Annotated in this window: 19 protein-coding genes; 5 read left to right on the top strand and 14 right to left on the bottom strand. The window is 65.6% G+C overall.

Going from position 1 to position 19353, the window contains the following annotated elements; genetic code table 11:
- Window positions 1-32: 32 nt before the first annotated feature.
- Complete coding sequence (locus GV044_RS00150) at window positions 33-617, bottom strand: superoxide dismutase family protein (RefSeq protein WP_159863790.1); 585 nt, start codon at window positions 615-617, stop codon at window positions 33-35.
- A gap of 257 nt (window positions 618-874) precedes the next feature.
- On the opposite strand from GV044_RS00150, the gene GV044_RS00155 reads away from it, so the two are divergent.
- Window positions 875-1201 (top strand): PilZ domain-containing protein, encoded by a 327-nt coding sequence (locus GV044_RS00155; RefSeq protein ID WP_159863792.1) that lies wholly within the window; start codon window positions 875-877, stop codon window positions 1199-1201.
- 90 nt (window positions 1202-1291) lie between these two features.
- On the opposite strand, the gene rpmE is transcribed toward GV044_RS00155, so the two are convergent.
- The 11 genes from rpmE to GV044_RS00210 all read right to left on the bottom strand — a co-directional run bounded on the left by rpmE (window position 1292) and on the right by GV044_RS00210 (window position 11356).
- Window positions 1292-1519 carry a 50S ribosomal protein L31 gene (rpmE, locus tag GV044_RS00160; RefSeq protein WP_159863794.1) on the bottom strand — a complete coding sequence of 76 codons (228 nt, stop codon included), beginning with the start codon at window positions 1517-1519 and terminating at the stop codon, window positions 1292-1294.
- 123 nt (window positions 1520-1642) lie between these two features.
- Window positions 1643-2089, bottom strand: a complete 447-nt coding sequence (fabZ, locus tag GV044_RS00165; RefSeq protein WP_159863796.1) for a 3-hydroxyacyl-ACP dehydratase FabZ — start codon at window positions 2087-2089, stop codon at window positions 1643-1645.
- Window positions 2090-2093: 4 nt separating this feature from the next.
- Window positions 2094-2786 (bottom strand): OmpH family outer membrane protein, encoded by a 693-nt coding sequence (locus tag GV044_RS00170; RefSeq protein WP_159863798.1) that lies wholly within the window; start codon window positions 2784-2786, stop codon window positions 2094-2096.
- On the bottom strand, window positions 2786-5590 hold the full coding sequence (gene bamA, locus GV044_RS00175; RefSeq protein ID WP_159863800.1) for an outer membrane protein assembly factor BamA: 2805 nt from the start codon (window positions 5588-5590) through the stop codon (window positions 2786-2788). The genes GV044_RS00170 and bamA overlap by 1 nt, the downstream gene beginning before the upstream one ends.
- 190 nt (window positions 5591-5780) lie before the next feature.
- The gene (gene rseP, locus GV044_RS00180; protein ID WP_159863802.1) at window positions 5781-6896 is read right to left on the bottom strand and encodes an RIP metalloprotease RseP; all 1116 of its coding nucleotides are present in this window, start codon (window positions 6894-6896) and stop codon (window positions 5781-5783) included.
- Window positions 6893-8050: a 1-deoxy-D-xylulose-5-phosphate reductoisomerase gene (locus tag GV044_RS00185; protein WP_159863804.1), complete on the bottom strand. Its 1158-nt coding sequence runs from the start codon at window positions 8048-8050 to the stop codon at window positions 6893-6895. The genes rseP and GV044_RS00185 overlap by 4 nt, the downstream gene beginning before the upstream one ends.
- Complete coding sequence (locus GV044_RS00190) at window positions 8047-8802, bottom strand: phosphatidate cytidylyltransferase (RefSeq protein ID WP_159863806.1); 756 nt, start codon at window positions 8800-8802, stop codon at window positions 8047-8049. Before GV044_RS00190 ends, GV044_RS00185 begins: the two co-directional genes overlap by 4 nt.
- 13 nt (window positions 8803-8815) lie before the next feature.
- A complete protein-coding gene (gene uppS, locus GV044_RS00195; protein WP_159863808.1) occupies window positions 8816-9505 on the bottom strand; it encodes a polyprenyl diphosphate synthase in 690 nt (229 codons plus the stop codon).
- A 43-nt stretch (window positions 9506-9548) separates the two neighbouring features.
- Window positions 9549-10106, bottom strand: a complete 558-nt coding sequence (gene frr / locus GV044_RS00200) for a ribosome recycling factor (protein WP_159863810.1) — start codon at window positions 10104-10106, stop codon at window positions 9549-9551.
- Window positions 10107-10109: 3 nt separating this feature from the next.
- On the bottom strand, window positions 10110-10829 hold the full coding sequence (gene pyrH / locus GV044_RS00205) for a UMP kinase (protein WP_159863812.1): 720 nt from the start codon (window positions 10827-10829) through the stop codon (window positions 10110-10112).
- 86 nt (window positions 10830-10915) lie between these two features.
- Window positions 10916-11356 carry a DUF2721 domain-containing protein gene (locus GV044_RS00210; RefSeq protein ID WP_159863814.1) on the bottom strand — a complete coding sequence of 147 codons (441 nt, stop codon included), beginning with the start codon at window positions 11354-11356 and terminating at the stop codon, window positions 10916-10918.
- A gap of 151 nt (window positions 11357-11507) precedes the next feature.
- Here GV044_RS00210 and rplO point away from each other — a divergent pair, with 151 nt between their 5' ends.
- The 4 genes from rplO (at window position 11508) to GV044_RS00230 (ending at window position 15131) form a co-directional block, all read left to right on the top strand.
- The gene (rplO, locus tag GV044_RS00215; protein WP_159863816.1) at window positions 11508-12038 is read left to right on the top strand and encodes a 50S ribosomal protein L15; all 531 of its coding nucleotides are present in this window, start codon (window positions 11508-11510) and stop codon (window positions 12036-12038) included.
- 206 nt (window positions 12039-12244) lie between these two features.
- Window positions 12245-13612 (top strand): preprotein translocase subunit SecY, encoded by a 1368-nt coding sequence (gene secY / locus GV044_RS00220; RefSeq protein ID WP_159863818.1) that lies wholly within the window; start codon window positions 12245-12247, stop codon window positions 13610-13612.
- 103 nt (window positions 13613-13715) lie between these two features.
- A complete protein-coding gene (locus GV044_RS00225; protein WP_159863820.1) occupies window positions 13716-14363 on the top strand; it encodes an adenylate kinase in 648 nt (215 codons plus the stop codon).
- 138 nt (window positions 14364-14501) lie between these two features.
- Window positions 14502-15131: an SRPBCC family protein gene (locus tag GV044_RS00230; RefSeq protein ID WP_201298983.1), complete on the top strand. Its 630-nt coding sequence runs from the start codon at window positions 14502-14504 to the stop codon at window positions 15129-15131.
- 38 nt (window positions 15132-15169) lie between these two features.
- Here the strand turns inward: GV044_RS00230 and GV044_RS00235 are convergent, their stop codons facing one another.
- On the bottom strand, window positions 15170-16738 hold the full coding sequence (locus GV044_RS00235) for an AMP-binding protein (RefSeq protein ID WP_159863822.1): 1569 nt from the start codon (window positions 16736-16738) through the stop codon (window positions 15170-15172).
- Between the two features lie 49 nt (window positions 16739-16787).
- Entirely contained in the window at window positions 16788-19319 is a 2532-nt protein-coding gene (locus GV044_RS00240) for a penicillin-binding protein 1A (protein WP_159863824.1), read from the bottom strand.
- Window positions 19320-19353: the final 34 nt, after the last annotated feature.

The raw sequence follows: 19353 nt of genomic DNA on the forward strand, positions 1-19353 counted from the left end.
ACACGGTCAGGCAGACTCCTGACGAAGCAGCGTCAGCGCTTCGGCGCCGCCACAACCGCGCAGGCGATGCGATCGCCTGCATCACCCGAAGGCTGCGTCTTGTAGTCATCCGGCTTGGCGTGGATCACCAGGGCCGAGCCGTCCGCGTCCGCCAGCGACGTCGGCCCGCTCGCCAGAGTCACGCCGGCATTGAGCAGCTCAGTCTTGAGCGCGCCGTCCGCGCCGACATAGGCATTGGGCATGTCGCCTCCATGGTGGCTGGCTGCGACGAGCAGGCCATGCTGCGGATTCCCCGCCGTGAAGTGGGCGCCCGCCGTGGTGAACTTCTGCTTGGCATCGCACAGCCCCTTCTCGTGGAAGTGGAAGCCGTGCTGCCCGGCCGGCAGACCCTTCAGGTCGGTGGTGACCAGGACCCCGCTCGGCGTGTCCTGCAGCATGACCATGCCGAGCGACTTGCCGTCTGCACCGATCACGGGAACGTGGACCATCGGCGAACCCGATGTCGCCGGTGCCTGATGCGCCGCGCCGTGCTGCGCCCCTGCTTGCTGGTCCGCCAAAGCGGGAACGGCAGCGAAGGCGATGGCGGCGGCGCTGAGGACAAGAGCGGTACGGGTCATCGGGAAGTCTCCTGGATGGCGCAAACGGACGGCTGGATAATCGCGCTAAGAACGGGACACGGCAAGGCAGGTTCCGTGACAAACTCGTGCCGCGAACGCCGCGCCCTTGCTACCACCCCCTCGTGAGAATGGCGTGCGATGGCCCGCGGCAATCATCACCCCGCTCCGTGCCTGCGCATTTGTACGGGTGCCCCGGGTCAGCGCTCGTTATCCCTGTCGTGGGACCATCAGGCATGATCACGACAGGACATGCCGCCATGCCAGCATTACTCCGCAGCCATCCCGCCCCCGGCGCGCTGGAAGAACGGCGCGGCGACACGCGCGTGTTGCGACGGGGCATGGCCGTGCTGTCGCAAGCCGGTGTCGAGCGTTGTGAGGCAGCGCTGAGCGACGTCTCCCCTTACGGGTGCTGCGTGGCCACTGCGGGCGATTGGCTTCGGCCTGGCCATTTCGTGACGATCACGCTCCCCGGCGCACGGCCGCTCAGCGCCATCGTGCGCTGGGCGCATTCGGGTCTGGCCGGGCTCGAACTGCTCCAGCGGCTGGCCTGCGACGAGCCGGAGTGGGTGGCGCTGATCGACTGACAGACCACGACCTGAATGCCAGAAACGACAAGAGCGGCCCGTTGCCGGAGCCGCCCTTGTTGTTTGCCTGGCAAACGATGCTCGAAGGGATCAGCCCTTCTTGAGCGAGAGCCCACCGAAGCGCTTGTTGAACTGCGCCACGCGGCCGCCATCCTGCAGCTGAGCCTTGCCGCCGGTCCACGCCGGGTGCGAGGTCGGGTCGATATCGAGCACCAGCGTGTCACCCTCGGCGCCCCAGGTCGAGCGGGTCTGGAAGGTGGTGCCGTCCGTCATCTGCACCGTGATCGTGTGGTAGTCGGGATGGGTGTCGGCCTTCATGGTCGTAAACTCTCTTCGCTGGGCCGGTTCCGACCGGCCTGCCTTCGGAAAGCGGGGCGCTTAGCGCGTCGGCGGTGAATAAGCAACCCAAAGTCCTCTCCCCGGCGGGAAGAGTGGCGATCCTCAACTATCCGCGATCATCGCCGTGAAGTTCACCTCGCAGGTCACCTTGTCGTCGATCGAAGCCTTGCCCCAGAACTTGCACACGCGAGAGCGCTTCTGGACGAAGCCCGCGCGCAAGGTCAGCAAGTGGCCCGGCTCGACCGGCGCGCGGAACTTGGCTTCCTCGATCGCCATGAAGTAGACCAGCTTGCCGGTGCCCGCGAGCCCGAGGTTCTCCACCGCCAGAATCCCCGCCGCCTGCGCCAGCGCTTCGATCTGAAGCACTCCTGGCATGATCGGGCGGCCGGGGAAGTGGCCCTGAAAGAAGTCCTCGTTGAAGCTCACCGCCTTGACCGCGTGGATCTCCTCCTCGGTTATCGACACCACTCGATCGACGAGCAGCATCGGATAACGGTGGGGGAGCGCCGAGAGGATCTTGGCGTGGTCGTAGGCGGTGGCTTCAGTCACGAGATCAGCGGCCGGTCTGCTTCTTGCCCGACGTCGCGGCGGGCGCCGCGGCGGGAGCGGCAGCCGCTGCCTGGCCCTGCTGCGCCTGCTGCTGGCGCGCCTCACGGGGCAGCCAGCCGGCGGGCGGCACGATCTGTGCCGAGGGCAGCAGCGTGTTCAGCTCGTTCAGCACGTCCTGGTTGAGATTGTAGGCGTTGTTGTTCACCGCCACGATCGCCTGCGGGTTCAGCAGCAGCGAGACCTTCTTCTTGGCCATCGCGTTCTTGACCGCCTGGTCCAGCTTGTCCTCGACCTGCTCGGTTACATAGGCGCGCGACAGGGCGACGGGCTGCAGGATGCGCTGCAGCTCACCCTGGCCGGACTCCTGCAGCTGCTGGATCGTGGCAGCCTGCTGCTCGAGCGAGGCCTGGGTGGCCTTGCCGCCTTGGCGATCCGCGTTGAACTTGTCAGCCAACGGCTTCAGCTGCGCATTCAGCGCATTGCCGCGCGACGTCGCCTGGTCGATCTGCGCCTTGTAGGTGGTCTGACGTTGCGTTTCGGCGGTCTTGAACGCGTTCGAGTTGGCGATCACTGCGTCCAGATTGGCGACGGCGAGGCCGGGCACCACGACGCCGCTGTCCTGCGCGAGGACCGGCTGGGCGACGACAGTGCCGAGCATCAGGCTGGCAACCGCGGCGGTCTTGAGGATGTGGTTCATCAGAATTGCGTTCCCACGTTGAAGTTGAAGGGCTTGGTATCGTCGCCGTCCTGCTTGACCAGGACCTTGGAGAAGTTGATGCGGAACGGCCCGAACGGCGAATTCCAGTTCACGCCGATGCCGACAGAGACGCGCGGCTTCCAGGTGTCACCCACGAAGGTCTCTTCGAACGGGTTGATGGTGGTGCCGACCGGATCGCTGGCGACCGTGCAGTTTGCGGCCGGCGCCGGTGCAACAGTGCCGGTTCCGCTGACGACCGTCTGCGTCGTGCCGCAGGTCTGGATGAACTGGCGGTTGCCGTTCGAATCGAGCTGCGGGATCGTCTGAACGTTCTTCGATCCGGTGTTTCCGCCCACCAGCGGGTTCGAGATGCCCCACACCGAACCGGCGTTCACGAAGATCGACGGACGCAGGCCCAATTCGCGTGCGCCCGACCCGAGCGGGATCTCCACCTCGGCCTTGGCCAGGTAGTAGTACTTGCCGCCGAGCGCATCGTCGGTCCACTCGCTGCGCTTGCTGGAGAGAACATCGGTGCCCGGCGGAGTGTCGGTCGCGGTTACTGCCGTGCGCGCGATGATGTTGCCATCCGCATCGACGTAGGGCTTTCGCAGCACGCGCGGGCCAACGCCGCGAATGTCGAAGCCGCCGATCTGCGGTTCGCCGAGATAGAAGCGGTCGGTCAGGCGGATCTCGTCGTTGTTGAGCGACTTGATCGCACCACCCTCGCCCGAAAGCGAGAAGATGAAGCCCTTGCCAAGGTTGGTGAACTTGGACGCGTTGGCACGCAGGCGCACGTAGCTGACGTCGCCGCCCAGACCGGCCACGTCCGCGTTGATCGAAGCGGTGATGCCGCGGGTCGGACGCACGCGGTTGTCGAGCGTGTCGTAGATCAGCGACATGCCGACGATCGAGCTCAGGCGCTTGCCAATCGCGTCGCACAGATAGCGTCCGGCGAGCAGCGGGTCGCAAGTCCGGTTCGGCGGATTGAGACGATCCGAGTAGAAGGTGTTCTCGTCCAGCGAGACGTCGTCGTAGTTGAGGGTATAGCTGCCCACCGCCGTCAGGTACTCGGTGAGCGGCACGCCGGCGCGGACCTGGAAGCCGGTGGTCGACTGCTCGTAGGTCGTGTTGCGGTCGGAGTTGTAATAATTGAAGCTGTTGAGGTCGCGGCGGTAAACATTGACGCCCAGCGACACGTTCTTGTCGAACACGTAAGGTTCGGAGAAGCTCGCCTCGACGCTCTTGGAATAGCGCGAGTAGCTACCCGACAGCCCGACCGTCTGGCCGCGGCCGCGGAAGTTGCGCTGGCGGATCGAGGCCTGGAAGATGAAGCTTTCGAGGCTGGAGAAGCCGGCCGAAAGCTGGAGTTCGCCGGTGGGCTTCTCCTCGACGTTGGCTTCCAGGATGATGCGGTCGTCCGAAGCGCCGGGCTTCTGCTCGACCTCAAACTTCTCCTGGAAGTAGCCGAGCGACTTGATGCGGTTGGTCGAACGCTTGACCTGCAGCGAGTTGAACGCGTCGCCCTCTGCGAGGCGGAACTCGCGGCGGACCACCTTATCCTGCGTCAGCGTGTTGCCGTTGACGTCGATCCGCTCGACATAGACGCGCGGCGCCTCGGCGATCACGAAAGTCAGACCCATGGTGAGGTCTTCCTTGTTGCGATCGTAATTCGGGCGCACGTCGGCAAAGGCGTAGCCGAAGGCACCGGCAGTGTCGTTCAACTGCTCGATCGTGTCTTCGACCAGCTTGGCGTTGTACCAGTCGCCCTTCTTCATCGCCAGGCGCGCGGCGAGCTTGTCGGAGTCGAAGTCGCGCAGCTGGCTGTCGACCTTGACGTCGCCGAACTTGTAGCGCTGGCCTTCCTCCACCACGTAGGTGATGATGAAGTCCTTCTTGTCCGGCGTCAGCTCGGCCACCGCAGACACCACGCGGAAGTCGGCATAGCCCTGCGTCAGGTAGAACTGGCGCAGCTTCTGCTGGTCGAACGCCATGCGATCGGGATCGTAGCTGGTGGTCGAGCTGAAGATCTTGGTCAGGCCGGTGGTCTTGGTGACCATCTCGCCACGCAGCTCGCCGTCGGAGAACTTCTCGTTACCGATGATGTTGATCTGCCGGACCTTGGACTTGTCGCCCTCGGTGATCTCGAACACGATGTCGACGCGGTTCTGGTCGAGCATGACCATCTTGGGCTCGACCGTCGCGGCATAGCGACCCTGGCGCTTGTACAGCTCGATGATGCGCGCAACGTCGGCCCGAACCTTGGACCGCGTGAAGATCTGGCGCGCGGCGACCTTGATCTCCGGCAGGATCTTCTCGTCCTTGATCCGCTTGTTGCCCTCCAGGATGATGCGGTTGACGACCGGGTTTTCCTTGACCTGGATCGTCACCACGCCGGCGTCCTGCGTCACCTGGACGTCGGAGAACAGCTCGGTCTCGTAGAGGTCCTTCAGCGCCTGGTCGGCGGCGGCGGACGTATAGGTCTGGCCGGCGCGCAGCTTGACGTAGGAGAGCACCGTCTGCGGCTCGAGGCGCTCGGCACCGGTTACGCGGATGGTCTGGATGGTCGGCCCTTGCGCCTCGGGAGCCGGTGCCGCGGCAGCGGCCGGCGCTGGGGCGCGGGCAGCAGGAGTGCGTGCCGGAGTACGTGCAGGCGTTCCGGCCGGAGCTCGCGTCTGGGACGCAGTGGGCGCACTGGCCGGGGCGGCCTGGGCGAACGCGGCGCCGGGCAGCGCAGTCAACCCGGTGGTCCCCAGGAGCGCCACGGCCACCTGCGAGGCACGGCGGGCCCTATCGCTGCGAACCATTTCCCATCCCATCATCAACGCCAATCCCGTAAGCGCCCGCGCGCCAAAGTGGTCGATCTCAACCCCCGGCCGGCTGCCGAAAGAGTGGCAGACACGAACCAAACACAATCGCCGCCCTCTGCCCGATGGACGAAATCCGATCAAGCAGCCATTCCGGGCACGACCGCCCACCTATGTGAAAAACCTGCCGCTATCCCCCGAAAATCGGCAGCGATACAATGTCGTTGATCGTCACGATCAGCATCAGCGTGAGCACCAGCGCCACGCCGGTGCGAACCGCCCATTCCTGACTCCGCAAACCAAGCGGCTTCCGACGAACTGCTTCAGCCGCGTAAAAAGCCAAGTGACCGCCATCGAGACCCGGAATTGGCAGTATGTTGATGAATGCCAAGTTAATCGAGATGAGCGCTGCAAAGCTCACGAATGGGGCCCAGCCTAGGCTCAACTGCTCACCCGAATACTTGGCGATCTTGATCGGGCCGCCCAGTTCCTTGACCGAGCGTTCGCCGGTGAAGATCTGAGCGATGCCGGTCACCATCATGCGCATCACGCCGAAGCTCTGGTCGACGCCAAGCCGCACCGCTTCGAGCGGACCGACCGGCACGACCTTGCCCGTGCCGCCAGCGATGCCGATCCGTCCGACCCGCGCCTCGTTGCCGAACTTGTCATGCTCGACCGAGCTGCCGATCTGGACCGACAGGATCACGGTCTGCTCGCCGCGCTTGACCGCGATCGGCACCGTACGGCCCGGATAAGGCACCACGTACTGCGGAATCTCGTTGAAGTTCTCGATCCGCTCACCGCCGACCGCGATGATGCGGTCGCCGACTTCCATGCCGGCGGCCTGCGCGGGTGAGCCTTTGGCAAACGCTTGCACCTCGGGCACCGCGACCAGGCGGCCGTAGGTCGCGTTGAAAGCGGCGAAGATCAGCACGGCGCAGATCAGGTTGGTCAGCGGTCCGGCGAGCACCACGAGCGTGCGCTGCCACAAGGGCTTTGCGTGGAAGGTCTGTGCCCGCTCCGCCGGAGTGAGGCCGTCCTGCCCCGGCGCGGGCGCACTGGCCGGGTTCATGTCGCCGGCAAACTGGACGTACCCGCCCAAGGGCAGCGCCGAAAGCTTCCAGCGGGTGCCACGCTTGTCGGTGAAGCCGGCGAGTTCCTTGCCGAACCCGACCGAGAACGCGTCCGCCTTGATGCCGAACAGCCGGCCGACGAGGTAGTGGCCCAGCTCGTGCAACACCACCAAAGGACCGAGCACGAGCAGGAAGCCGATGGCCATGGTCAGCAACGAGGGGGAGTTCATCATGCCAGCGCCTCCGTCAGCTCACGCGCACGAGCGCGCGCCTCGCGGTCGATCGCGAGGACGTCGGACAGGCACGCCGGAGCCGGCGCGGCATAGGAACTGAGTACATTTTCCACTTCTGCCGCGATCCGTGTGAACCCAATCTGACCGGACAGGAACGCTGCGACCGCTATCTCATTGGCGGCATTGAGAACTGCCGGGGCCGCTCCACCCGTCTGCGCGGCCTCACGGGCCAGGCGGGTGGCCGGGAAGCGCTCCTCATCAGGCGCGCGGAAGGTGAGTTCACCGATGGCGGCGAGATCGAGCGGCGGCATCGGCGTTGCCATCCGGCGCGGCCATGCGAGCGCCGAGGCGATCGGCACGCGCATGTCGGATGGGCCCAGTTGCGCCAGGGTCGATCCGTCGCGGTACTCCACCATGGAGTGCACCACCGACTGCGGGTGGACGATGATGCGCAAGCGGTCGAGCCCGACGGGGAACAAGTGAAAGGCCTCGATCAGTTCGAGGCCCTTGTTGAACATGGTCGCCGAATCGACGCTGATCTTGGCGCCCATGTCCCAGTTGGGGTGCTTGACCGCCTCGGCCGGGGTGGCGACGGCAAGCCGCTCGGCCGACCAGTCGCGGAACGGGCCGCCGCTGGCGGTCAGCGTGATCGAGCGCACGTCGGCGGGATCGTTGCCGGCGAGGCACTGGAAGATGGCGTTGTGCTCGGAGTCGACAGGCAGCAGCACCGTGCCGCAGCGGCGCACGGCCGCCGTCATCACGTCTCCGGCAGAGACCAGCGCTTCCTTGTTGGCGAGCGCGACCACCCTGCCCTGCTCGATCGCCGCCATCGTCGGCGCAAGACCGGCGCAGCCGACGATGGCGGCGATGACGATGTCCGTCGGGCGCGAAGCCGCCTCGACCAGCGCGTTCGCCCCGGCGGTCGCGGCGATGCCCGATCCGGCGAGCGCCTCGCGCAGCTCCGGAAGGCAGGTCTCGTCGGCGACGACGGCGACCTCGGCACGAAACTCGCGCGCCAGCTTTGCGAGTTCTCGAGCCTGGCAGTTGGCGGTCAGCGCAACGATGCGCCAGTCATCCGGGTTGCGTCGGATCAGGTCGAGCGTGGAGGCGCCGATCGAGCCGGTTGCACCCAGGATAGAAATCGATCGAGTCATGAAAGCGTGAATAGCCGGGCAATGATGAAGATCGTCCCGAATACCACCAGCACGGCCAAGAGGCCATCGACCCTGTCGAACAGGCCTCCGTGCCCCGGCAGCAGCTTGCCCGAGTCCTTCACGCCCGCGGTGCGCTTCATCCAGCTCTCGAAGAAGTCGCCGGCTTGCGCCACCACGGCGACGGCCAGGCCCATGCCGATCAGCTCCATCGGACTGGCGGCGATGGCCACCGCGGTGAGCTGCGCATCGGGCGCAGCGGCAAGGATGCGGCCGGCGTTGGCCAGCACCACCCAGATCACCAGGGTCGCGCCGATCACCCCGCCCAGCAGCCCTGCCCAGGTCTTCGAGGGACTGATCCGGGGCGCGATCTTCGGTCCGCCGAGCGCCCGGCCCATGAAGTAGGCGCCGACATCGGTCCCGATCACTGCGCCCACGATCAGCAGCACCAGCGCGATGCCCGCCGCCTCCTGGCGGACCTGGATCAGGATGGCGCTGGCCATGCCGCAATAGATCGCGCCTGCAGAGCGCCAGGCGTTGCGCGCGGTGCCCGGTGCCGTGAACTGCAGCACCAGCGTGCTCCATTCGAACCAGACACCGATGCCGATGATCAGCACGAACACGGTCCACGCCATGTCGCCCAGCCATAGCGCCGTGCCCGAGACCACCAGCATGACCAATGCCGTCAGCGCGCGCTTGGGCAAGTCGGCGTTGCGTGTCGCCAGCGGCACCTTGACCGACGGGCCGTCAGCCATTCGATCGTTCGGATCAGCGCCCGCCATAGCGCCGCTCGCGCATGACGAAGGTGTCCATCGCCTCTTTCAAGTGCTCGGCGGTGAAGTCGGGCCAGAGCACCTCGGTGAAGTACATCTCGGCATAGGCGGCCTGCCACAGCAGGAAGTTTGACAGCCGCTCCTCGCCCGAGGTCCGGATCAGCAGATCCAGCGGCGGCAGGTCCGCGGTGTCGAGCTCTGCCGCGATCGTCTCGGGCGTAATCGGCCCCTTGGCGGCGGCCGCCGTAGCAGCGCGGGCGATCTCGTCATGCGCGCCGTAGTTCAGCGCGACGGCCAGCGTAGTGCCAGTGTTGTCGGCAGTGCGGGCGATCGCACGGTCGATCATCTCGACGACATCGGGCTTGAACGCCTTGTAGTTGCCGATGATCTTCAGCTTGACGTCGGCCTGCGCAATCTCCTCCAGGTCCGAGAGGATGAAGCGCTTCATCAGCGTCATCAGGTCCGAGACTTCGTCCTCCGGACGGCGCCAGTTTTCCGTGGAAAAGGCGTAGATCGTCAGCGCCTCCAGCCCGAACTCGCGCGCGCCGTTCACGACCCGGCGCACCGCCTCCACCCCGCGCTGATGGCCGAGCGCGCGCGGAAGGTGGCGCTTCTTCGCCCAGCGGCCGTTGCCATCCATGATGATGGCGACGTGGCGGGCCCTGGCGGGTTCGGACTTGCTCACAGCACCGCCGTTCGTGCCGACCGAAACCGAGTGCTGATACGCATCACTTGCCCAGGATGTCCTTCTCCTTGCGGGCGAATTCCTCGTCGGCAGCCTTGATCTGCTCGTCGGTCAGCTTCTGCAGCTCGGTTTCCAACCGCTTGCGGTCGTCCTCGGAGATTTCCTTCTTGTTCTCGTCGGTCTTGAGGTTGTCCATGCCGTCGCGCCGCACGTTGCGGATCGCGATGCGGGCCTTCTCGGCATAGGATCCGGCGAGCTTGGCCAGCTCCTTGCGGCGCTCCTCGGTCAGGTCGGGGATCGGCAGGCGCAGCGTGGTGCCGTCGTTGATCGGGTTGAGGCCGAGGCCCGCCGAGCGGATCGCTTTCTCCACCGGGCTGACGTTGCTCTTGTCCCAGACTTGCACCGAGATCATCCGCGGCTCGGGCACCGAGACCGAGGCGACCTGGTTCAACGGCATCTGGCTGCCGTAGACGGTGACGGTGATCGGATCGAGCAGGTTGGCGCTCGCCCGGCCCGTGCGCAGGCCCGCAAGATCGCTGGCGAGCGCGTCTACGGCGCCCTTCATGCGGCGTTCGAGGTCTGCCTTATCGTACTTGGCCATGGTTCAGGCTCCCTTCTGGACGATCGTTGCGGTGCCTTCTCCAGCGAGGATGCGGGCGAGGTTGCCCTGCTCGCGGATCGAGAACACCACGATCGGAATCGCGTTGTCGCGGCACAAGGCCACGGCGGAGGCGTCCATCACCTTCAGATTGTCGGCGAGGACCTTGTCGTAATCTACTGTGTCGTAACGCTTGGCCGAAGGGTTGGTTTTCGGGTCCGAGTCATAGACGCCATCCACGCTGGTGCCCTTCAGCAGCGCGTCGCACCGCATCTCGGCGGCGCGCAAGGCCGCGCCGGAGTCGGTGGTGAAGTATGGTGCGCCCACGCCGGCGGCAAAGATCACCACGCGGCCCTTCTCCAGGTGCCGCTCGGCCCGGCGGCGGATCACCGGCTCGCAGACCTGGTCCATCTGCACCGCCGACTGCACGCGTGTCTCGACTCCCAGCTGCTCCAGCGCGTTCTGCATCGCCAGCGCATTCATCACGGTGGCGAGCATGCCCATGTAGTCGGCCTGCGCGCGGTCCATGCCCTTGGCTGCGCCCGCCATGCCGCGGAAGATGTTGCCGCCACCGATGACGAGACAGATCTCGAGGCCCGTTTCTTTGGCTGCCTTCACTTCCTTGGCCATCTCGGCGACGAACTCGGGATCGATCCCGAACTGCTGGCTGCCCATGAGCACTTCGCCCGAGAGTTTCAGGAGGACGCGCTTGTAGGGGGATGCCATGGGGCCGGGGTTCTCGCTGGGCTGGAGGTCGGCTGCGGCTTTAGGTTGGCGCGGCGCGGTTGCCAAGGGGCGAGGTGGCGGCGGAGTCAGAGCTTGCGGTGCAGCTCGAGATAGTCCCCCGGAATCCGCAGCGCTTGCGCGGCCACTTGCGTCTCCCGAAGGAACAAAAGCAGCCCCCACATCAACAGCGACAGCGCGATGATGAAGGTTCCGGCGGCAACCTGTTGCAGGTTCGTCCTCGCCACTTCCTCCACGAAGAGGAGCCCGACGGTCGTTCCGATGAACAGGCACGATAGCACCAGCAGCCGGATCGCCCGCGTACTCAGCTCCACCCTGCGGTCAACAAGCCGGATCTCGATCACGACCATGTCGTGGGCCGCGCCTGTCGTATTGGTGTGCAATTCCTGTAGGATCCGCGCGCGATCGACCACTCTCCCCAGGCGGGTCGAGATCAGGTTCAGCATGTTGCCGATCGCGACCAGCACGAACACGGGTGCCAGGGCGAGTTGAATGGTCTGTGCAATCATCGGTAAATTCGATCCAAGGAGAGGCGGTGCAAGGTGCGGCAACGAATCAAGGTTATCGAAACGCGTCGACAATAGAGGTGACAGCAATCGCACATTCGCCTAAGGGCCGCCGCTTCCATCAGCGCGACAAAAGCGAAAGCGAGTGCATACCATGAATCTGAACGACATCCGCGACAACGAAGGCGCCCGTCACCGCCGCATGCGCGTGGGCCGGGGCATCGGCTCGGGCAAGGGCAAGACCTCGGGCCGCGGCCAGAAGGGTGCCAAGGCACGCTCGGGCGTCTCGATCAACGGCTTCGAGGGCGGCCAGATGCCGCTCCACATGCGTATTCCGAAGCGCGGCTTCAGCAACAAGGCGTTCGCCAAGGACTACGCCGAGGTCAACCTCGGCCTGATCCAGAAGGCGATCGACGGCGGCAAGCTCGACATCTCGGGCACCGTCGACCACGCCGCGCTCAAGGCCGCTGGCCTGGCCCGTGGCGGCAGCGACGGCGTGCGCCTGCTCGGCAAGGGTGAGCTGACCGCCAAGGTCGCGTTCTCGGTCGCTGGCGTCACCGCCGGTGCTCGCGCCGCGGTCGAGAAGGCCGGCGGTTCGGTCGCGATCCCCGAGCCCGTGGCGAAGACCGGCAAGTATGCCGAGACGCCGCGCGGCAAGAACGCTGCCAAGGCAGCCAAGGCCTAAGCGACAGTACACCAACGGCGCGGCGCTTTCCTTGTGGAGAGCGCCGCTTCGTCAAGTTGATGCGGGATTGCCGCGGCTTTCGAGACAACTATATGCGCTGTCTCGACCCCGCGAGGTTCGACAAGCGCGCCGGGCTGCGATAGAGCGGCCGGCAATTGCCTGACGAACCTTGGGCGACCCGCACAGTTTAAGGCTTCCCCAGTCCGATGGCATCACGCGCCGACAACATCGCCAGCACCCTCAGCCTGGCCAACTTTTCCAAGGCGACCGAGCTCAAGAAGCGCATCTGGTTCACGGTCGGCGCGCTGATCGTCTTCCGCTTCCTCAGCTTCGTGCCCCTGCCCGGCGTCAATCCGCTGGTCCTGCAGTCGCTCTACGAGCAGACGCGCGGCGGCATCCTCGACATGTTCAACGCCTTCTCGGGCGGCGGCCTGGAGCGCATGAGCCTCATTGCGCTCGGCGTCATGCCCTACATCACCGCATCCATCGTGGTGCAGCTCGCAGCCTCGCTCCACCCTGCGCTCATGGCGCTGAAGAAGGAAGGCGAAGCCGGCCGCAAGAAGCTGAACCAGTACACCCGCTATGGCGCCGTTCTGCTGTGCGGCATCCAGGGCTACTTCGTCGCGCAGGGCCTCGAGGCCTATGGTGCGTCGAGCGGCCTGCAGGCGGTGGTCGACCCCGGCATCATGTTCCGCATGGGCGCAGTAATCAGCCTGATCGGCGGCACCATGTTCCTGCTGTGGCTGGGTGAGCAGATCACCAGCCGCGGCATCGGCAACGGCGTGTCCCTCATCATCATGGCGGGCATCGTCGCGCAGATGCCGACGTTCGTTTCCAACGTGATGAACCAGTATTCCGCGGGCGACACCGGCTCGATCACGATCGTGCTGCTGGTCGTGCTGATCGTGGCGATGATCCTGTTCATCTGCTTCATGGAGCGCGCGCAACGCCGCCTGCTGATCCAGTATCCCAAGCGCGCGACGCAGCGCGGGATGATGCAGGCCGACCGCAGCCACCTGCCGCTCAAGATCAACACCGCGGGCGTGATCCCGCCGATCTTCGCCAGTTCGCTGCTGCTGCTGCCGCTGACGATCACGCAGTTCGCCGGCAAGTCGCTCGCGCCCGAATCGAAGATGGGCCAGCTGGTGGTGTCGCTCAACCAGTACCTGGGCCACGGCAAGCCGCTCTACATGGTGCTCTACGCCGCCGGCATCATCTTCTTCTGCTTCTTCTACACCGCAGTCGTCTTCAATCCTGAAGAAACTAGCGAGAACTTGAAGAAGAACGGCGGCTTCATCCCCGGCATCCGTCCGGGCAAGAACACGGCGACGTACCTCGACTACGTGCTGACGCGCATCACCGTGATCGGCGCGATCTACCTGACGATCGTGTGCGTGCTGCCCGAGTACTTCCTTTCGCAGACCGGCCTGCCGCTGCTGTTCATGGGCGGTACCAGCCTGCTGATCGTCGTCAACGTTACCGTCGACACGATCACGCAGATCCAGTCGCACCTGCTGGCGCACCAATATGGCGACCTCATCAAGAAGGCCAAGCTGAAGGGACGGTTGCGCTAAGCGGCATCGTACTTCAGCAAAGGGCGATTGCGCCGGGTGGCGTCCGTCTGCAAGAATGGCGTCCGCAATAATGGCGCGAAGTTTGGGATCAGGGGGAATTGCCGTGAACATCATCCTGCTGGGGCCGCCGGGTGCGGGTAAGGGAACGCAAGCCCAGCGCTTGGTCGAGCGCCGCGGCATGCGTCAGCTTTCCACCGGGGACATGCTGCGCGCCGCCGTGAAGGCCGGTACGCCGATCGGCTTGCAGGCGAAGGAAGTGATGGACCGGGGCGAGTTCGTCTCCGATGCTATCGTCTCGGGCCTGATCGGCGAGGAACTCGACAGCATGGGGCCGCAGACCGGCGCCATCTTCGACGGCTACCCCCGCACGGCAGCGCAGGCCGAATCGCTCGACACGATCCTGGCCGACCGCGGCCGCAAGCTCGACCATGTGATCGAGCTCGATGTGAACGAGGACGCGCTGGTCGATCGCATTACCGGTCGCTTCACCTGCGCCACTTGCGGCAAGGGCTACCACGACACGTTCGAGAAGCCGCACGCAGAGGGCACCTGCGACAAGTGCGGCGGACACGAGTTCAAGCGCCGTCCGGATGACAACGCCGAAACCGTCCGCACCCGCATGGCCGAGTACCGCGCCAAGACCGCACCGATCCTGCCGATCTACGAAGCCCGCGGTATCGTCGCCAAAGTCGACGGCATGGCCGACATGGACGAGGTGACGGCGGCCATCGAGAACATCCTCAAGGGCTGACGGATCGGAGCGGCGGACATGCCGTCGATCCGGGGTCGACTCGGCACGCCGAGCGCCGACGCAAAAACCTACCGCCGACTTGCACCGGGCACGCACCCATGCTTGTCTCGCCTCGCGGGTGCGCAAGGGGGTTTGGCGATGCGAGTGTTCCTGACGATCGTGGCTGCCGCCATGGCCTGTGCCGCCTTGCCAGCCCAGGCCGAAGTTCACGACAGCAGCAGCGCGGGTTTCGCGGTGCGCGCCACGGCAACGGTGCCTGCGGCGCCCGAGCAAGTCTGGGACGAACTGCTCGACCCTGCCGATTGGTGGAACGGCACCCACACCTTCTCAGGCGATGCCGCGAACCTCTCGCTTGATCCGCGCGCCGGCGGCTGCTTCTGCGAAATCCTGCCCAGCACCACCGACAAGGCAGCCCCGCCGCGTGGCGGCGTGCAGCACATGCAGGTCGTCTACCTGGAAAAGCCCCGCGTCCTGCGCATGAGCGGCGCGCTCGGCCCCTTGCAGTCCGAGCCGGTGGTCGGATCGCTGACTTTCGTGATCAAGGCAGAAAACGGGCAGACACGGATCAATGCCGAGTACGTCGTGGGCGGCTACATGCGCATCCCCAGCGCGCGCATGGCACCGATCGTCGACAAGGTGATCGGCGATCAGCTTGGCCGTCTGGCGGGCAAGCTGGGCGGTGCGCTGGAGCAACCCACAGGGCTCGCAAAGCCGGCCTTGCCAGAAGATCCTGCGGCATTGCCGCGCAAACCGATCATCGGACGTTAGATCGCCACCGACTAGCCGGGGACCTGATGCCTGTGCCCTCACACGACCGCAACGGGGTTGCCGTAGAGCTTGCGTAGCTCATGCTTCGCCAGCTTGCCGGAGGGAATGCGCGGTAGTTCCTCGACGAACTCGTAGCTGCGCGGCCACGTCACCTTGGAGATACGCGTGCTCACCCACTCGCGCAGTTCGGCTTCCAGCGCTGTCCCTGCATCGGCCCAATCGCGCGGCTGGATCAGGGCCTTCACCTCTTCGCCATACTCGGGATTGGCGACGCCGATCACCGCCGCGTCGAGGACCTTGGGGTGGACGATCAGGCAATCCTCGATCGCCTGCGGGTAGATGTTCACGCCGCCCGAGATGATCATGAAGTCCTTGCGATCGGTAAGGAACAAGTAGCCATCCTCGTCCAACCGGCCAACATCGCCGACCGCGAACCAGTTCGGGTGCTGCGGGTGCGCTGCCTTGCGGGTTTTCTCCGCATCGTTGAGGTAGTTGACGGTGCGGTCGCCTGGCACCTCGAACCAGATCGTGCCCGCCTCGCCGGCCGGAAGTTCGTTGCCGTCCTCGTCGCAGATGTGGATCGGGCCGAGCGATGGCTTACCGACCGAGCCAGGCTTGCGCAGCCACTCTTCCGAGGTGATCGCCGTCCCGCCCACGCCCTCCGTGCTGCCGTAGTATTCGAACAGGATCGGCCCTAGCCACTCGATCATCCGGCGCTTGATCTCGACCGGGCACGGCGCCGCCGCGTGGATCACCAGCTGGAGCGAGGAGGCGTCGTAGGACAGGCGCACCGCGTCGGGCAGCGCGAGCATGCGCACGAACATGGTCGGCACGAACTGCGCCAGACGCACGCCATACTCCTGGAGCGCGCGCAGAACGCCCTCGGCATCGAACTTGCGCTGGGTGACGAACGTGCCGCCCAGCCGCTGCGTGCCGATCATCCCCGACAGCGGCGCGCCATGGTACAGGGGGCCGACGTTGAGATAGACCAGCGGATCGATGTTGTCGTAAATCGGCAGCCGGCCCTCGAGCAGGTTGAACTCATCGATCGGTCCGGGCGTGAACGGCAGGACGATGCCCTTTGGCCGCCCGGTGGTGCCGCTCGAATAGATCATGTGGAAGCCGGAGATCTCGTACGGCACTGGCGTTGTCGGCATCGCTTCAAGCGCTTTGTCGAGCGGCCGCGCGCCGGCGATCGGCAAGTCACCCGCCGCATAGACGTGGGTGACGCCGGGCACGAGTTGCTCGCGCTGTGCCGCGAGCGCACGCGGCGTGTCGCCCAGTTCGGCCGAGAGGAACAGCACCTTGGCCTCCGAATCGCCGATGATGTAAGCGGCTTCCTCGGGTTTCAGGTGCGTCGACAGCAGGGTGACGAAACACCCGCAACGCGTCGCGCCCCAGTAGATCGACGGGAACGCAGGACCATTGCGCAGCATCACCGCGATGCGGTCACCCGGCTGCAAGCCGAGAGAGCGCAGCAACTGCGCGACCTGGTTCGAGGCGTGGTCCAGCTCGCGGTAGGTGAGTGTCTCACCCGTGTCGGCGACGACGAGCGCCAGCGCATCGGGGCGCGTACGCGCATGGACGGACGGGTGGTGACCGGGCATCGTGTTTATCCTCTCCGCTCTTTGAGCGGATTATGGACAAGTGTCTAGCCTAGTACAATCCACCCTGCTCCTGCACGAAATCGCCCGGTTCGGTCTCCGCCTTCGGACGCGACGCGGCTACGCGGTCGGCCTGAGCACCCCGGATTTCGGCGATGAGCGCATCGCGCTTGCGGGTGAACTCATCCTGCGCGGTGTAGCGCTTGGGTTCGGTGTCCGGCTTGAACGCTTCCCAGATGATCGACGACTTGGGATCGTCGCTCGGCTCCGCACCCATGACCTGCTTGCCGCTTACCCGGTCGATACGGACCATGCGGATGCCGGCGGGCGCGACGAAGGGCTGGTGGCTCCAGCGATCCTTCGTCGCGAGCACGACCTGCTTGAAGATCGGCGCGGCGATGCGGCCACCTTGTGCGTAGCCGCCCAGCGAGCGCGGGTTGTCGTAGCCGAGGTAGACGCCCGCGACATAGTCCTGCGAGCCGCCGCAGAACCACACGTCGGTGGGGCCCGAGGTGGTACCGGTCTTGCCGAACAGCGGCAGCTTGAGGTCGCGTAGCGTCACCGCGGTGCCGCGCGTGACCACGCCTTCCAGCATGTGGACGACCTGGTACGCCGTCGCCGGGTCGAGCACTTGCTTGCCGCGGCGTGCCTGGCGCGGCATCGGCTTGCCGTCCCACTCGGGCATGTTGCAACTCATGCAGCGCCGGTCGTCGCCGCGCCAGATCACCTTGCCATTGCGGTCCTGCACGTAGTCGATCAGCGAGGCGTTGAACTGCACGCCGTTGTTGGCAAGCGCCGAGTAGGCGTTGACCATGCGGCTGACCGTGGTCTCACCCGCGCCGAGCGCGAACGAGAGGTAGGCCTTGTAGTCGCCGATGCCGACGTTGTGGAACGTCTTGATGACGCGCGGCATGCCGGTGTCGTTCGCGATGCGCACGGTCATCAGGTTGCGCGACTGCTCCAGGCCCCAGCGCATGGTGTGCGAACCGCCGCCGCCGCCGCCAAAATTGCGGAAGCATTTGTTGCCCAGCGCCGCGCCCTGGTAGACGCAGAACGTCCCGTCGAGCACCTGCGTTGCCGGGGTCATCCCGTATTGCAGGCCGGTGGCGTAGACGAACGGCTTGATGGTCGAGCCCGGCTGACGCATTGCCTGCGTCGCGCGGTTGAAGGAGCCGAGACCGCTGTCAAACCCGCCCTGCATGGCAAGGATACGGCCGGTCGCGGGCTGCTCAATCACCATGCCGCCGGACACTTCGGGGATCGAGCGAACGGCGTACGTGCTCGAGTTGATCGGCGCGGCGGCAGTCACGTCGCCTGCCCGCAGCTTGTCCGGGATGCCTGTTAGCGTGGCCGTGCTGCCGTCGGTGAAGCCGATCTGGCCCGAGCTGCCGCTTCGCGAAGTGACGACGCCGATGCGCCAGTCCTTGTAGTCGATCGTCAGGTTGGAGACGATCAGCTGCGTCTGCCAGGTGTCCAGGTCGTCGATGTGCGCGAGCGGGCCAACCCAGCCGCGATTGCCATGGTAGCGCAGCAGCCCAGCACGCAGCGAGTCGCGCACCGCGTTCTGCATCGTGGTATCAAGCGAGGTCCGCACCCACAGACCACCGGCGTAGACGCTTAGTGGGCCGTCCTCGGCATTCTCGCCGAAGCGGTCGATCAGGCGACGGCGCGTCTCTTCCATGAAGTAGCCGATCGAGGGATCGTAGCGCTCCGCCCGGCGTGGCTTGAGGCCGAGCGGCATGGCCCGCGCTTCTGCCGCCGCCGCCGGAGTGGCCCAACCATTGGCGACCATCTGATCCAGCACGTAGTTGCGCCGGGCGATCGCCATGCCTTCGAACTTCTTGCGGCCATAGCGCTCGGGCGCCTTGGGCAGGATCGCCAGGAATGCGGCCTCACGCAGGTCGAGCTGGTCGACATCCTTGTCGAAGTAGGCGCGTGCGGCGGCCTGGACGCCGAAGCTCTGCCGGCCGAGCGGGATCTCGTTGAGATAGAGCTCGAGGATCTGCTGCTTGGTCAGCACCGACTCGATGCGCCGCGCGACGATCATCTCCTTGAGCTTGCGCGTGACCGAATATTCGTCGCCAATCAGGATGTTCTTGGCGACCTGCTGGGTGATCGTCGATCCGCCCTTGGCGCGTCCGCCCGAGCCTAGCTTGGACGCATAGTCGACCACCGCGCCCAGCAGCCCGGTGTAGTCGACGCCGCCGTGCGTCCAGAAGGTCTTGTCCTCGGCCGCGAGATAAGCGTCGATCAGCTGACGCGGGAAGTCCACGAAACGCAGCTGCACGCGCCGTTCGCGCGCATAGCTGTAGGCGATCTGGCCATCGATGCCGCGCACCATCGTCGGCAAGGGCGGCTGGTAGTCGGCCAACTTGTCGGTGGAAGGCAGATCCTTGGTGAGCACGATCCAGAACGCACCCAGCCCGACAAGCCCGGCCAGCACGACATAGGAGAAGCGCCGCAGCCATGGCCGACGGCGCCACGTGGCGCCTAGCGAGCGAAACACACCGCCGCCCTCGCGACGAATACGATAGGTCACTTCCCCAGTCTCTGGGTCCGCTTCGGGTCCGGCCGGCTCGCTCATTGCGCGGGTCCTCTAGCACGGGGCTTTCGCGCAA

The organism is Novosphingobium sp. 9U (assembly GCF_902506425.1).
Classification (GTDB): Bacteria; Pseudomonadota; Alphaproteobacteria; order Sphingomonadales; family Sphingomonadaceae; genus Novosphingobium.

Excerpts from the sequence above, each read along its gene's own strand:
- GV044_RS00150 (WP_159863790.1), bottom strand. The coding sequence starts at position 617 with ATGACCCGTACCGCTCTTGTCCTCAGCGCCGCCGCCATCGCCTTCGCT.
- GV044_RS00155 (WP_159863792.1), top strand. The coding sequence starts at position 875 with ATGCCAGCATTACTCCGCAGCCATCCCGCCCCCGGCGCGCTGGAAGAA.
- rpmE (WP_159863794.1), bottom strand. The coding sequence starts at position 1,519 with ATGAAGGCCGACACCCATCCCGACTACCACACGATCACGGTGCAGATG.
- GV044_RS00170 (WP_159863798.1), bottom strand. The coding sequence starts at position 2,786 with ATGAACCACATCCTCAAGACCGCCGCGGTTGCCAGCCTGATGCTCGGC.
- bamA (WP_159863800.1), bottom strand. The coding sequence starts at position 5,590 with ATGGTTCGCAGCGATAGGGCCCGCCGTGCCTCGCAGGTGGCCGTGGCG.
- rseP (WP_159863802.1), bottom strand. The coding sequence starts at position 6,896 with ATGATGAACTCCCCCTCGTTGCTGACCATGGCCATCGGCTTCCTGCTC.
- GV044_RS00185 (WP_159863804.1), bottom strand. The coding sequence starts at position 8,050 with ATGACTCGATCGATTTCTATCCTGGGTGCAACCGGCTCGATCGGCGCC.
- GV044_RS00190 (WP_159863806.1), bottom strand. The coding sequence starts at position 8,802 with ATGGCTGACGGCCCGTCGGTCAAGGTGCCGCTGGCGACACGCAACGCC.
- frr (WP_159863810.1), bottom strand. The coding sequence starts at position 10,106 with ATGGCCAAGTACGATAAGGCAGACCTCGAACGCCGCATGAAGGGCGCC.
- pyrH (WP_159863812.1), bottom strand. The coding sequence starts at position 10,829 with ATGGCATCCCCCTACAAGCGCGTCCTCCTGAAACTCTCGGGCGAAGTG.
- GV044_RS00210 (WP_159863814.1), bottom strand. The coding sequence starts at position 11,356 with ATGATTGCACAGACCATTCAACTCGCCCTGGCACCCGTGTTCGTGCTG.
- rplO (WP_159863816.1), top strand. The coding sequence starts at position 11,508 with ATGAATCTGAACGACATCCGCGACAACGAAGGCGCCCGTCACCGCCGC.
- secY (WP_159863818.1), top strand. The coding sequence starts at position 12,245 with ATGGCATCACGCGCCGACAACATCGCCAGCACCCTCAGCCTGGCCAAC.
- GV044_RS00230 (WP_201298983.1), top strand. The coding sequence starts at position 14,502 with ATGCGAGTGTTCCTGACGATCGTGGCTGCCGCCATGGCCTGTGCCGCC.
- GV044_RS00235 (WP_159863822.1), bottom strand. The coding sequence starts at position 16,738 with ATGCCCGGTCACCACCCGTCCGTCCATGCGCGTACGCGCCCCGATGCG.
- GV044_RS00240 (WP_159863824.1), bottom strand. The coding sequence starts at position 19,319 with ATGAGCGAGCCGGCCGGACCCGAAGCGGACCCAGAGACTGGGGAAGTG.